The sequence below is a fragment of the Pseudoalteromonas sp. NZS100_1 genome, assembly GCF_015864285.1.
GTDB lineage: Bacteria > Pseudomonadota > Gammaproteobacteria > Enterobacterales > Alteromonadaceae > Pseudoalteromonas > Pseudoalteromonas arctica.
Genome location: NZ_JADYXN010000001.1, coordinates 1 through 13376, shown reverse-complemented (window position 1 = coordinate 13376; position 13376 = coordinate 1). Strand labels below are relative to the sequence as shown.

The window sequence follows — 13376 nt, the reverse complement described above, 5'->3', positions numbered from 1 at the left end:
CATTTTTACTAACAGTTAGTGTATTTCATAAGTAGGGATAACTAAAGAAATTTGTATATTTAGTTTAACGTAATGAAAATAAAGTGTATTTTAACTTTTAAAAAGTTGGCAAGCATATTGATACTAGTTATAGCAGACTAACTAAGTTTTAATTACAGAGGTAAATGTTATGGGAATTTTTTCACGTTTTGCAGATATTGTTAATTCTAATATCAACGCCATTTTAGATAAAGCAGAAGACCCAGAAAAAATGGTTCGTCTGATTATTCAAGAAATGGAAGATACGCTTGTTGAAGTACGTTCTACATCAGCTAAAACATTGGCTGAGAAAAAAGAAATTGTACGCCGCTTAGATACGCTTAAAGCACAGGTAAGCGATTGGCAAGATAAAGCCGAACTGGCTTTAAGTAAAGACCGCGACGATTTAGCGCGTTCAGCCCTACTTGAAAAGCAAAAGTCGGCAGATGCCGTTGCTTCAGTCGCTAGTGAACTTGAACATGTAGAGTCTCATATTGAGAAATTACAGCAAGAAGTAACGACACTACAAGAAAAGCTAGCAGATGCGAAATCACGTCAAAAGGCAATTATACTTCGCCAACGTTCGGCTGAGTCGCGCCTTGAAGTGAAAAAGACACTTGATAGCTCAAAAGTAGAAGACGCACTTAATCGCTTTGAACGTTACGAAACTAAAATTGATGGACTAGAATCTCAAATTGAGTCTTACGATTTAGGTAAAAAGACGTTAGCGGACGAAATTGCTAATCTACAAAAAAATGAAAAGATAGATGATGAGCTAGCCGAACTTAAAAAGAAGCTAGCTGATAAATAACTTATAAAGGGGTACTTAAAGTACCCCACTGCTTAAAAACATCAAAACGGATTGTCAGGAGAGGATTATGTTTGATCCAGAGATACTAGTTGCACCATTTATCTTGTTTATGATTTTTGTTGCACCGCTGTGGTTAATTTTACATTACCGTAGCAAAAAACAAGTAAGCCAAGGTTTAAGTGAACACGAACATCGCCAGTTACTTGAGCTTGCACATAAAGCCGAAAAAATGGCCGACAGAGTCGAAACACTAGAAGCATTGCTTGATCAAGAGTCACCACAATGGAGACGCAAAGTATGAGTGCCAAACGCGAATTATTAAGAGACCCACAACGCGGTAAAATAGCCGGCGTATGTGCGGGATTAAGTGACTACTTTAATATGGAGTTATGGTTAGTTCGCATTATATTTGTTAGTGCGGTACTGCTAACGGGTGGCCCATTATTTGTGGTAGCGTATATTGCAGCCTGGTTTATTTTAGATAAAAAAGAGCCCGCAACAGCGCAAACTAACAGCTCAACTAAAACTGACGATCCGCTAGAAGTAAAATTTAAAGTATGGCAAAAGGGCGAGCCACCGCGCCGCGCATTGCAAGATTTAAAAGAGCGTTTAACGCGTGTAGATACTCGCCTTCAAGATATGGAGCGCCATGTTACTTCAAGTGAGTTTACGGTGAGCCGTGAAATTAACAAACTTTAAAGGATTTAATAGCACCTTATTTGCAGCGTGATAAATTACGGCAAATTAGGTGCAAGACACTTTATGAGCCAATCATTTGCAAAAAAGACCTTTAAAAGTATTAAAGGCAAAGCACAAAAAGCCCTTCATCGCAGTTTAGACCAACACGTAAAACTTGCCGTAACAGGCCTAAGTGGTAGTGGTAAAACAGCCTTTATTACCGCGCTTGTTAAACACTTAACAACCCAAGCGGACGATAAAAACTTACCTTTTTTTGATGTAATGCGCGAGCACCGCCATGTTGCCACTAAAGTTGTGCCGCAAGAGGCGTTAAAAGTCCCTACATTTAATTATACGCGCGCGCTAAATTCATTATTACCAAGCGATGGGAAGCCTACGTGGCCTGCATCAACCGAGCGTATTAATACACTACGCTTAGCAATAAAGTATCAAAGTAATGCAGGGCTGCGTGGGCACTTTTCGCCGCAATCAACGCTTTATTTAGATATTATTGACTACCCGGGTGAATGGCTTCTTGATTTACCTATGCTTGAGCAAAGCTATTCTCAATGGTGCGAGCAGCAATATCCGTTACTAACTCAGCCTTCGCGTGTAAATACATCAAGTGATTTTCTAGATGCCGTTGAGCAACTTGATTTAAATGCACCTGTAGATGAAAACGCACTTGCTCATATTGCTCAGCTTTATCAAAGCATGTTAGTAGGGCTTAAAAAAGATACAAAACTTGCCATGTTACAACCCGGGCGCATGCTTATGCCTGGCGACTTACAAGGCGCGCCATTGTTATTGTTTTTTCCGGTATCGGGTGAAATAAACAGTGACGATGTCGTTGCGGGCTCTAATTTAGCGCATTTAATTAAGCGTTTTAACGCCTATATAAAAGAAGTTGTAAAACCATTTTATAATGAGCATTTTAGGCACTTTGATCGCCAAATTGTACTTGTCGATGTACTGAGTGCATTAAACGAAGGGCATGAAACCTTACAAGAGCAAAGCAGTGTAATAAACCAATTACTCGCGCACTTTAATTATGGTGAGTCAGGCTTTTTTAAACGTTTATTTAAGCCCAACATAGACAAAATATTATTTGCAGCTAATAAGTCAGACCACATAAGTGCAAAACACCATAAAGATTTAGCACTACTACTTGATTCGCTCGTGCATGAGCAAAGTAATCATTTAAAGTTTGATGGTGTGCAAATAGAAACCATGGCTATGTCGTCAATTACAGCAACGCAACCGCGCCAAATTATCGACAAAGGCCAAACGCTTGACTGCATTTACGGCAAACCATTATACGAGCCTGATTGGCTTACCTATTTACCGCCGCAACCTCCCTCGCGGATGCTTAATAAAAGTGAGTGGCCAGCACAGGGATTTGAGTTTTTATCGTTCTCTCCAATGCCGAGCCCCGATAAACAACTAAAACATATTCGATTAGATCATGTCATGCAGTACCTGCTAGGAGACAAATTAACATGAGTGAGTCAAACCAACCATTTCAAGCAGGGCGTCGTATAGATACGCAAAGCATTGAGCAAAACGAACCTGTTTTAGCACCTGCAAAAATTATTCAGCACGGACAAAGTGATTACGAAGAACTTGAAGATGAAGCACTAGAGCCAGAAATAGATCTGGAACCTGTGTACAAAAAGTCAAAGTGGCAAACACTTAAAGGTGTTTTTGCTATTAGTTTTATAGTACTGGTTCTTTTAGAGTTTGCGTACTCGTTAGTATTTGCATTTCAGCAGTCAATTATTTTAGGCAGTGTTTATTTAACTGCGGTTGTAAGTGGCGTGCTGCTAATAGGGCGCTTATTGTGGCGAGAGTACCGAATGCTGCGCAGTTTAAAGCGTAACCAATTGCACCGAATTGAAGCCGACAGGCTTTTAAACAGCGAGCAAGTAGGCGGTGCATTACCTTGGCTCGAAAAGCTTAATAAACACCAGGAGCTTGATAACTTTGAAACCTTTAAAAACCAAGTAGCGATGCATCACAGCGACAAAGAAATCATGACGCTGTACGCCAATAGTTTATTAATAACCCAAGACACCAAAGCTAAAAAGCTTATAAATCGTTTTGCGACCGAATCTGCACTGCTAGTTGCCCTAAGCCCACTGGCGCTGGTGGATATGATGGCTGTGCTTTGGCGAGGTACTAAACTGATTGAACAAATTGGTAAAATTTATGGCATTGGTTTTGGCTACGCAAGCCGTATAAAGTTATACCGCATGTTAATAAGGCAAGTGATGTTTGTAGGCAGTGCAGAGCTTGTATCTGATCTTGCAGCAACTGCATTAAGTGCTGAGCTACTAGGTAAGCTTTCGGGTCGGGCTGCGCAGGGCGTAAGCGCCGGTATTTTTACAGCGCGTATTGGTTACAAAGCAATGGAGCTTAGTCGCCCATTACCACGGCTTGAAAACAAACGCAGCTTACTAAAAGGCACTGTGCAAAGCATCGCAGGTAAAATTATGAGCCGCAAAAAGGCGGAACCAACGCAGTAAAATACGAGGGCGTGTTGATCTTTGATGGTTGAATTTGCAGCAGTGTGTTTGGTATTTAGGCAAGGCAGAGCCTATGTAGTGTGGTTATTCCCCATAAATAGGCGATAACGCAGCATAAATGCCAAACATGCGCTGCCTGTTGGGTTCTTTCTAGGGGCGATAAACTCTTTGTTGCCTACATGGATGTAGGTAAGGGGCGTGAGCAGGACGCGGAAGCTTTGCTCGGTTTTTACTTAGCCCACTAGGTTACAAACCTCGCGCCGCGATTTAATCGCCCCTAGATTGAACAAATTTCAATCCGCAAAGGTCAACACGCCCTGGTGGCAATATTTGTGTACAAACGTGCGCTGCACGGTTTTTACACAAATAGCCATCTGAGCATCCGGCATGCTTGCTGTTTGTAAGAGCATACGTTTTGATTGTTGAATCGCAAAAACATAATAATCAAAAAACGAGCCTACAATGAGCAAGCATCATATAAACACCCAGTGTATTCACGGACCACAAAAAGCAAACGACCCGCATGGCGCACTTACTTCTCCTTTGTATCAAACCTCTACCTTTCATTTTGAAAACGCAGCACAAGGTGCTGCGCGTTTTGCTGGCGACGAACCTGGCTATATTTATACGCGCTTAGGAAACCCTACAACCACAGAGCTTGAACAAAAAGTTGCCCAACTAGAGAGCTGTGAAGCAGCTGCTGCAACTGCAACAGGTATGGGCGCAGTATCTGCCTCAGTACTGAGCTTTTTATCGCAGGGAGATCACCTTGTTGCCTCAAGTGCTTTGTATGGTTGTACCTTTGCGTTTTTCTCGCATATGTTGCCGCGCTGGGGAATCGAAGTCACGTTTGTTGATATGACCAACGAGGACGAACTACGCGCTGCCATTAAACCTAATTCAAAAATGATATTTGTAGAAACGCCAATTAACCCCACTATGGCGGTTATTGATTTGGCACTCATTGGCGCAGTTGCAAAACAGCACAACTTAATTAGTGTGGTCGACAACACCTTTTTAACGCCGCTACTGCAATCACCTAAAAAATACGGTATCGACATTATAATGCACAGTGCGACCAAGTACTTAAATGGTCACGGTGACGTAGTCGCCGGTATTGTATGTGGATCGCTTGAGCACATAACACACATTAAAATGACCGTACTAAAAGATATTGGTGCAACCATAAGCCCGCACGATGCATGGCTAATTAATCGAGGCCTAAAAACACTCGCCATTAGAATAGAGCGCCATTGTCAAAGTGCACAAACAATAGCCGAGTATCTAGAAGCGCATCCACAAGTAAGTACCGTATATTACCCTGGGCTTAAATCGCATCCAGGTTATAAGTTTATTGGTAACCAAATGAAAGCCGCTGGTGGTGTTATTGCATTTGAAATAAAAGGTACGCTACAAGATGGCGCGCAATTTATTGATAGTATGAAACTTTGTACACTTGCTGTAAGCCTAGGCGACGCTGAAACACTGATTCAGCATCCTGCATCTATGACCCACTCGCCTTATACGCCAGAGGAGCGAGCTGCCGCTGGAATAAGTGATGGGCTGATCAGGCTCTCGGTTGGGCTTGAAGATGTTAACGACATTATTAGTGATTTAAACCAAGCTTTTACTCAAATTGGCTAGGTGTATTTAATTGTGTACGTTAAAAGTCAGGCTGCAGGCCTTTAATTTAAGGCCTGTATTTTTAATGTTCCACAGGTGTAGCTTTAACTTTACGATTATAGTGATCGTGCCAAATACTGATGTTAGCCTATCTATTAAACTTTTCTTCACTTTTGCATAGTATGGGGTCATTCGATATTCATTAGGTTTGAGTATCACACTGACACCGATTTAGGGCTCACACCCAAGAAGGTACTTATGGCTAAAGCAAGTAAATATACATCCAAAACACCAGACGAAAATGGTGTTATACATTGGAGTGATGAAGAAAATAAAATTTGGTCTGAGCTTGTAGCACGCCAACTTGCGTGCATAGAAGGCAAAGCCTGCAATGAGTACATGCAAGGGTTAAAAAAGATTAACCTGCCGCACGATCGTATTCCTCAGTTAAGCGAACTAAACGAAGTATTACTTGCCACTACCGGATGGCAAGTTGCGCCAGTGCCTGCGCTTATCGACTTTGATGAGTTTTTTAGATTACTGGCAAACAAGCAGTTTCCGGTAGCTACATTTATTCGTAGCCGCGAAGAATTTGACTACCTACAAGAGCCAGATATTTTTCATGAAATATTTGGCCATTGCGCCATGCTAACTAATCCTGACTTTGCCGAGTTTACGCATAAGTACGGACAATTAGGTTACGCAGCGCAGAAAAAAGACCGTGTATACCTTGCACGTATATACTGGTTTACGGTTGAATTTGGTTTAATGCAAACCGAAGATGGCCTGCGTATCTACGGCGGCGGTATTTTATCAAGCCCAGGTGAAACTCAGTACGTATACTCAAACACGCCAGAAATCAGCCCAATGAATGTGCTTGATGTACTGCGTACGCCGTACCGTATTGATATTATGCAACCACAGTACTACACCATAAATTCGATTCATGATCTGTTTGATATATCGCAAATGGATATTATGACTTTGGTTGAGCGAGCTAAAGAGCTTGGTTTGCACGACCCAAAATTTCCACCAAAAGAAAAATTAGCCAGTTAAACATTAATGCTAAAAAAGCTAAAAGTAAGGATTTAGAATGTCTTCATTAAGTGCACAAAAATGCGAAGCCTGTCATGTAGATGCGCCAAAAGTATCTGACGAAGAGTTAGCACAATTAATTACTAAAATCCCAGACTGGGTTCCAGAAGTACGCGACGGCATTATGCAGCTTGAGCGTGTTTATAAATTTAAAAACTTTAAACAGGCTATCGCGTTTACTAACAAAGTAGGCGACATGGCAGAAGACGAAGGCCATCACCCAGGTTTATTAACCGAGTGGGGCAAAGTAACCGTTACATGGTGGAGCCATTCAATTAAAGGCCTACATAAAAACGACTTTATTTGCGCAGCTAAAACAGACGACGTATTTAACGCGCTGTAAACTTTTTAAAGATTTAACCTTCGCAACAAAAAGCCCGCTAAAGTTATTTAGCGGTTTTTTTTTATATACCGTTGTCACTGGAAATTATAGAAATTGAATGAACCTTTAACTGCTTATCTGAAAACTTACTTTTAAGCATGTCGATGGTTTTTTCTTGTTGCCTACAAGGCGGGCAGGGGCCTATACCTTCATCTATTGAGGTGTAAAACAACGTATACTTTTGCTGGGTAAAATCGGGCAATGTTGTTAATAGCTGCTCTAAATTACTTTTAATTAAATCAGGATCAGGATGGCTTTGTTTATTTTTAAAAATGGATAAAATATTTGGTAAATATTTATCAGAGTAATGCATCAACTCGCCTTTGCTGTTAAATAAAAACATTTGCGGTGCGGTATTATTAATGGGCGATTTAACCATTTGGTAATGAGAGAAACTGTACTGCTCAGCGTATGTATTTCCGCCGTATATAAGTAGTGTAGCTAGTAGTAATTTGTACATGTTTATCCTTAAGTTAAGTGATTCCACGAGTTGTTAAGTGTTTTTTTAATCTCTATAGCAATAATACATATAACCACTAACAAAATGACTAAATGCACTATCAGTATAATATTTAGGTCAAAAACGGATTGTTGAAATAAAAAAGTTTGTAGTTTTTCATGTTGGGTGAAAAATAGTGCAACAATAACTATGTGGGCTATCACAAATGCAGTGAAAAAGAGCTTTAAAAATAAATAGCATATTTGGTAGCTGCGAGCGCCCATAGCACGTCTTAACGCAAGCTCTGTGGATGATTTAGCCGTAAGTTGTTTAATACTACTGTAGTTGTATAAAAACGCAGAGAGTAGAAGAATTGAGGAGCACACAACGGTAATTATAAGTAATGCATTTCTAGGGGCTTGCTCATTTTTTACTAAAGACGAAAGGGGGGTAAGTGATAAATCGTTAAAGTTTACACTTAATGCCTTTACTGCCGTTTGGAGTTCACTTTCAACTTGTGTGATGGGCGCATAAGTTTTAATTATGATTGTTTCAAAACCTGTCAGGGCGCTTATTACACTGTACACAGTGGGCTGAACTGGTGTATCGGCTCCTTCATTATAAATATCATTAACAACGCCAACTACTTTATGCTTTACTTTTCCAGTATCAAATTGGGCTAATAAATAAGCTTGGCTTAGTTCTGTGCCTGCAAAGTATTGATCCCATAAAGCACTGTTAACAACAATGCTTTGATACTGTTGCCATTGCACGCTTTGCCCTGAGATAAGCTTAGCGCCAATAGTTTTAAAGTAATGCGGGCTCACTCTATGGCTTGCGGTACTGGCGCTTTTCCCCGAACTGATAGCTTGTCCGGTAACGGTGTACCATGCACTAAACCCACTGCGATCTGATAGTGGCGGAGCAGAGCTAAGTGATACTTCTTCAATAATGGGCAGTGAATTTAATTGCTGAATTAATTGTTGAGCAGAGTTATTTGCATTAAAGGCCTCGCTAGGTGATTGTGGAAAACTAAAGCTGGCAATTAGAATATTATCTGCATTAAAACCCATACTTTTATTATTTAAATTAATCTGGCTGTAAATAACCAAACTACTAATGTAAACACTTGTAATAGCAAGGCTAGTAAGTAGCGAAAGCAATGAGAACACTTGTACTTTTTCGCTTGTTGTTGCACTTTGGCCGCGTCCAATACTGCTGTGTATCCACCTTCGTTGAAAATAACTAAGCGCCGATAAAAAAGTAATAATAACAATGTAAAATACCGCCAGCGTAAATAATGAAAAAGAGCTGCTTAGCTGATTCAGGCTTGGTAATAAAATTGTGCTGATGCGGTCGCTCAGTGGATACAAAGCGCACATTACAATAATAAGTAGTAGGCTTGTGAGTGCAATATCAATAATTTGCTGCACAAAAATGTGTTTGTTATTGGCTCCACATAGTTTGCGTATAGTTTCTTCTTGTTGCTTTTTAATTGACTCTGCACAGTAAAATGCACAAAAGGCTATAAAGCTAAATGTGAGTAAAATATAATAAAGTAACTGCAATAAGTTTAGACGCTTCAATATTTTATTAAAGTGAGTAGGGCTAACGCCAATACCATCACTAAACTTAAGTTCGGTATTATCAAATATAAAAATTTCGTTTTGTAAGTGCTTATTTATAAAGCTTAAAAAGAGTTTTTTATTTTTAACGTGCCCTAAAATATACGTAAATGTATCAGGGGTCAGGCTACTTTCTTGAGGCAAAATACGCTTGAGTTGCGAGTAAGGAATAACAAGTTTAGGTTCATAGGCACGTTTAAAGCTTTTAAACTCTTTTGGCATTACAGCAACAATGTTTATGCTTTTATTATTAACAACAAGCTGTTTGCCAATAATATCAGTGACACCTTTAAAATGAGTATGCCAAAACGAATAGCTAATGGCGGCACTTAGTGCGCTGCCTTGTTTTGGGAAATCTAATTTCTCAAAGCTGCCTAAAGCAGGAATGATACCTAATTGTTTATAACCCCCCGATATAAAGCTTACCTTAACAGGCTCGCTATCATGATTAACCGAAAGCTTTAATGATAAATCAATAGAACGCTCAAAAACGCCGACTAAATCTTGGTGCAATACAGTTATTTCATCAAAAATGTACTCATCAACGGGTAAGTCATTTTGAGTATCACTTAAGTAAACTTGTTTAATGTTGTGGATGTTATTTATTGCCGTGTAATCGGCTGATAAAAACTGACTATGAATATTACTTATATTTAAAATTAAACATAAAGGAATACTCAGCAACAAACAGCTAAGCCATAATTTAGTATTTTGCTTAGCATATTTTAGCCAGTTTAAGGTCAGATCAGTAATTAAGTTCAGCATCAAAAACCTTGCGCACTAAGCTGTCCGTCTTGAATATACAAACGCGTTTTTGCTGTTTTAGCATGGTTTTCATCATGTGTTATTAAGCAAATTGTTTTGCCATCGTCGTTTAGCTTATTGAGTAACTGATATATTTGTTCGCTATTACTCGAATCTAAATTACCAGTAGGCTCATCGGCTAAAATAATAGAGGGCTCATTTATTAATGCTCTAGCAATAGCAACTCTTTGTTGTTGCCCGCCTGACAATTGGCTTGGCTTTCTATCAATAAATTCAAGCATATTTACTTTATTAAGCGCAGCTTCTACTTTTTTTTGGTAATCCTTTCTAGGCACCGATTTGTTGTAACTGAGTGGCAAAGCTACGTTATCAAATACGCTTAAATGATTTAATAAATTAAAGTTTTGAAATATAAAACCAAGTTCTCTGTTTTTAATGGCTGCAATAGAGTCGGATGTTAAGTCTGCTGTGTTAGTGCCTAAAATAGTGTACTGCCCTTGGCTAGGTAAGTTTAGTAAACCTAAAATAGAAAGTAGGGTACTTTTACCACTGCCAGAAGTACCAGTTATTGCAATGTAGTCACCACTGTTTATTTTAAAACTTACAGCTTTGAGAGTATCAATTTTGGTATTAGGGTATTGATAAAAAACATTATTAAACTCTATTAACGGATAACTCATAACTGACATCTCATTAAAATACTTCTTTCAAATCAAGGTAACTTTGAGTGGCATAAGCTGCTGGTAGTAATAAAACATAGTTACCTTGTAGCGATCCATCAAAGCTTAAAGTGTCCTGCTCTGTCGTTTTGTAATTTATATGAGTAAGAATAGCTTTGCTTGAGGGTGTTATTTCATATATTTTCCACAGACTGTAGTTATCAAAATCATTCGGTTTTTTAATGTTTTGAGCTACTAAAGATTGCTCCAAATAAATATGGGCTTCTATTGCTTGGCTGCTTCTAAGCCATGATGGTGGGGGGGCGTTTAATACTAAAAACACATTAATAGCGCCATTTCTTATTACTGTATCTATATAATCAACCTTAGCTGCAATTGTGCCACTGGGTGTAACTATGTCTGCTTTTTGGCCTATTCGTAACTGATTAGATGAATACTGAGGGACTTGTATTTTAGCCAGTAAGTTGTCGGTCTCTATTAACTCAAACAGTGATTGCCCTTGAGTAACCGCTTGACCTAATTTAGCTAAGTTTTGGCTTACGGTACCGTCAAAGTTTGCTGTGAGTGTTAGTTGCTCTTGACGCCTTTGTAAATAGCTAAGTTTGTTTTTTGCGATGTTTACTTTGTTATCAAGCGCAATTAATTGCTGATCAAATGCCTCTTTAAATAGACTCAGTTCACCATTTTTGGCATTAACTTCAAGTTCACTTTGCTTGTAAAGCATTTCGCTTTGTTTAAAGCGAATTGCAGAAATAATACCTTGTTCCATTAAAACTTTATTAGCATTTAATTCAAGTGCTTGCTGCTGCAATGCCATTTTAGCTTTTGATAAGTCGACTTTAATTTGCGAGAGCTTAATTGCTAAATTACTTTTATCAATAGCTACTTGGGATTCTAAATTAAGCTGCTCATAACTCGCATTATGTATATCTTGCTCCAATTCGTAGTTAGTCAGCTTTGCTAATACTTGGCCTTTTTTTATAGCTTGCCCTTCACGAATTGTAAGTGTGTTGATATTGCCTTTTAGCGGCGCAGACAAAAGCTCTCTTTGCGTAGGCTCTATTGTACCAATCCCTTTTAATACGTTGGGTAATGATACTTGAGAGACTAATATTGGCTTTAAATAACGCTCAGGAATATCATCAGAGAACAGCACTACTTTAATTAAATAGCCCAAAACCAATAACAGCAATAAAGCCGCAATAGCGATAGGGTATCTACTTTTTTGTTTAACGATTAAATACTCTTCCATTAGTACAACCTATTTGTGCTTTTGTTATTTTAAAATGTGGTAAACGCTGTTTTAGTTAGGGTTTTTACTTTCCTTAAGTAAAGGGTGTGAGGGTAAGCTAGTTGAGTAATATTTTTTAGCTGGCAGCTAACGGTTTGATTTATCACCAACTCCGTTCCCAAAACACATTCAGTTATATCACCACTAAGTTAACTATGTAAATTTTATTTTAATGGGGTTTAGTGAGAGAAAGGTTTGATTATCTTGTTTGTTGATGAGATGGGGCAGAGTAATTGTTACGTTGCTATACAAAAGCACTTATTTTATCAGTGTTTTTTTGTTTTTTGGGAGGCTATTGCTAGCAATGAGCAGCAGCTCGGTAATAATTTTATCGGCGTAGGTTGGGTTGAGTGAAACGAAACCCAACAAAGCTGCTAGTTTATTATTAAGTTTAAATTAAAAAATTTAATTTCTAAAGCATAGCTTTAACGCTAAAGTTGTAATTCATTTGGTATTAGTCAGCAGGAACATAGGTGAAATTTTCAGGAAGAGATCGAATTCAACTTTTATCTTATCAATATCATATTAATAAGCTTCAACTTAAGACTGCTCGATTATCAGCGACAGAGCAATGGCAATTAGATTATTGTAAATCTCCATATCTGTTTTTAGAGGAGAAAAATACCATTCTCGAAAGGCTATCTGATATTTTTACAAATAGCTTGGATATTGATGCGAAAGGGGAAATAAGTTTTAAACCGCTAATAGAGAATGAGCATCGTTTAGCTCGTATATTTACTGAAGTCTTCTTTGAGGCTCAGGGAAAAGGTATTTTAGATGGCGGACCTAATAAACAAAGTTTGGAACAAATTAATGCATATTATAAAAATGGAGAACCTATAGGCATAAAAATGTTTGATGAGAGTTTCCCTAACCTCTCGGACAACTCTTTAGTCAAGTTTTCTCAAAAGGAATTTATTAATGATATGCACCAATTAGGTCGCTTTAGAATTTCGCCAGCCTCTTTTTATAAACAAGGAAGTTTATTAAAGGCGATAAAAGATCTCGAAATGAATAGAAATTATAGAATTAAAGCAATAAAAGAAGCTATTAGAGGGGAACAGTTTGTAGACTTTAATGCTGGAAAGGCTGAAATTATAAATGGTATCATTCCAATAGAGATAATTATGAATGATTACTTCTTATTTAGCTCCTGTAAAAATATATCGCGAAGAATGCCAACAGATTTTGATGCTAATTCAGCTTTAATCATAAAAGATAAAAAGCAATTTATTGAACGTTTTAAAAATAAGCTTTTAACCAAGCACCCTGGCTGGGAGTTCATTGAAAAGGATGTTTATTATTATGATCCTTATAACGATCTCCCCACTGAATTTAATCAAGAGTTTTGTAAACACCTATCTTACCCCCCTGTGTCAGGATAGTTGTCGCCTCTAACTTTTAATAGAGGCAGATAAAATGAGACGTCGATTTACACAAGAAT

The 13376-nt window shown here is 38.4% G+C and carries 13 protein-coding genes; 9 read left to right on the top strand and 4 right to left on the bottom strand.

Annotated elements, in window-relative coordinates; all coding sequences use genetic code 11:
- Positions 1-169 precede the first annotated feature (169 nt).
- The 8 genes from pspA (at position 170) to I6F66_RS00030 (ending at position 7093) form a co-directional block, all read left to right on the top strand.
- The gene (pspA, locus tag I6F66_RS00065) at positions 170-829 is read left to right on the top strand and encodes a phage shock protein PspA (RefSeq protein ID WP_002958333.1); all 660 of its coding nucleotides are present in this window, start codon (positions 170-172) and stop codon (positions 827-829) included.
- 67 nt (positions 830-896) lie between these two features.
- Positions 897-1130, top strand: coding sequence for an envelope stress response membrane protein PspB (pspB, locus tag I6F66_RS00060; protein ID WP_024612319.1), 234 nt, complete (start codon positions 897-899; stop codon positions 1128-1130).
- Entirely contained in the window at positions 1127-1528 is a 402-nt protein-coding gene (pspC, locus tag I6F66_RS00055) for an envelope stress response membrane protein PspC (RefSeq protein WP_149591832.1), read from the top strand. Before pspB ends, pspC begins: the two co-directional genes overlap by 4 nt.
- Before the next feature lie 63 nt (positions 1529-1591).
- On the top strand, positions 1592-3010 hold the full coding sequence (locus I6F66_RS00050) for a YcjX family protein (RefSeq protein ID WP_197208422.1): 1419 nt from the start codon (positions 1592-1594) through the stop codon (positions 3008-3010).
- A complete protein-coding gene (locus I6F66_RS00045) occupies positions 3007-4032 on the top strand; it encodes a TIGR01620 family protein (RefSeq protein WP_197208420.1) in 1026 nt (341 codons plus the stop codon). The genes I6F66_RS00050 and I6F66_RS00045 overlap by 4 nt, the downstream gene beginning before the upstream one ends.
- A gap of 462 nt (positions 4033-4494) precedes the next feature.
- Positions 4495-5676, top strand: coding sequence for a methionine gamma-lyase (megL, locus tag I6F66_RS00040; protein WP_197208418.1), 1182 nt, complete (start codon positions 4495-4497; stop codon positions 5674-5676).
- 237 nt (positions 5677-5913) lie between these two features.
- Entirely contained in the window at positions 5914-6711 is a 798-nt protein-coding gene (phhA, locus tag I6F66_RS00035) for a phenylalanine 4-monooxygenase (RefSeq protein ID WP_002958327.1), read from the top strand.
- 37 nt (positions 6712-6748) lie between these two features.
- On the top strand, positions 6749-7093 hold the full coding sequence (locus tag I6F66_RS00030) for a 4a-hydroxytetrahydrobiopterin dehydratase (RefSeq protein WP_002958326.1): 345 nt from the start codon (positions 6749-6751) through the stop codon (positions 7091-7093).
- Between the two features lie 61 nt (positions 7094-7154).
- Here I6F66_RS00030 and I6F66_RS00025 read toward each other — a convergent pair whose 3' ends face one another.
- Genes I6F66_RS00025 through I6F66_RS00010 form a run of 4 tightly spaced genes read right to left on the bottom strand, consistent with a single transcriptional unit; the run spans position 7155 to position 11893 of the window.
- Positions 7155-7592, bottom strand: coding sequence for a hypothetical protein (locus I6F66_RS00025; RefSeq protein WP_197160151.1), 438 nt, complete (start codon positions 7590-7592; stop codon positions 7155-7157).
- An 8-nt stretch (positions 7593-7600) separates the two neighbouring features.
- Complete coding sequence (locus tag I6F66_RS00020) at positions 7601-9961, bottom strand: ABC transporter permease (RefSeq protein ID WP_197160153.1); 2361 nt, start codon at positions 9959-9961, stop codon at positions 7601-7603.
- Positions 9961-10641 carry an ABC transporter ATP-binding protein gene (locus I6F66_RS00015; RefSeq protein WP_197160155.1) on the bottom strand — a complete coding sequence of 227 codons (681 nt, stop codon included), beginning with the start codon at positions 10639-10641 and terminating at the stop codon, positions 9961-9963. The genes I6F66_RS00020 and I6F66_RS00015 overlap by 1 nt, the downstream gene beginning before the upstream one ends.
- A 13-nt stretch (positions 10642-10654) precedes the next feature.
- A complete protein-coding gene (locus I6F66_RS00010; protein ID WP_197160156.1) occupies positions 10655-11893 on the bottom strand; it encodes an efflux RND transporter periplasmic adaptor subunit in 1239 nt (412 codons plus the stop codon).
- A gap of 512 nt (positions 11894-12405) precedes the next feature.
- On the opposite strand from I6F66_RS00010, the gene I6F66_RS00005 reads away from it, so the two are divergent.
- Entirely contained in the window at positions 12406-13317 is a 912-nt protein-coding gene (locus I6F66_RS00005; RefSeq protein ID WP_197208416.1) for a hypothetical protein, read from the top strand.
- Positions 13318-13376: the final 59 nt, after the last annotated feature.

Excerpts from the sequence above, each read along its gene's own strand:
- I6F66_RS00045 (WP_197208420.1), top strand. The coding sequence starts at position 3,007 with ATGAGTGAGTCAAACCAACCATTTCAAGCAGGGCGTCGTATAGATACG.
- phhA (WP_002958327.1), top strand. The coding sequence starts at position 5,914 with ATGGCTAAAGCAAGTAAATATACATCCAAAACACCAGACGAAAATGGT.
- pspC (WP_149591832.1), top strand. The coding sequence starts at position 1,127 with ATGAGTGCCAAACGCGAATTATTAAGAGACCCACAACGCGGTAAAATA.
- I6F66_RS00050 (WP_197208422.1), top strand. The coding sequence starts at position 1,592 with ATGAGCCAATCATTTGCAAAAAAGACCTTTAAAAGTATTAAAGGCAAA.
- pspB (WP_024612319.1), top strand. The coding sequence starts at position 897 with ATGTTTGATCCAGAGATACTAGTTGCACCATTTATCTTGTTTATGATT.
- I6F66_RS00010 (WP_197160156.1), bottom strand. The coding sequence starts at position 11,893 with ATGGAAGAGTATTTAATCGTTAAACAAAAAAGTAGATACCCTATCGCT.
- I6F66_RS00020 (WP_197160153.1), bottom strand. The coding sequence starts at position 9,961 with ATGCTGAACTTAATTACTGATCTGACCTTAAACTGGCTAAAATATGCT.
- pspA (WP_002958333.1), top strand. The coding sequence starts at position 170 with ATGGGAATTTTTTCACGTTTTGCAGATATTGTTAATTCTAATATCAAC.
- megL (WP_197208418.1), top strand. The coding sequence starts at position 4,495 with ATGAGCAAGCATCATATAAACACCCAGTGTATTCACGGACCACAAAAA.
- I6F66_RS00030 (WP_002958326.1), top strand. The coding sequence starts at position 6,749 with ATGTCTTCATTAAGTGCACAAAAATGCGAAGCCTGTCATGTAGATGCG.
- I6F66_RS00015 (WP_197160155.1), bottom strand. The coding sequence starts at position 10,641 with ATGAGTTATCCGTTAATAGAGTTTAATAATGTTTTTTATCAATACCCT.
- I6F66_RS00025 (WP_197160151.1), bottom strand. The coding sequence starts at position 7,592 with ATGTACAAATTACTACTAGCTACACTACTTATATACGGCGGAAATACA.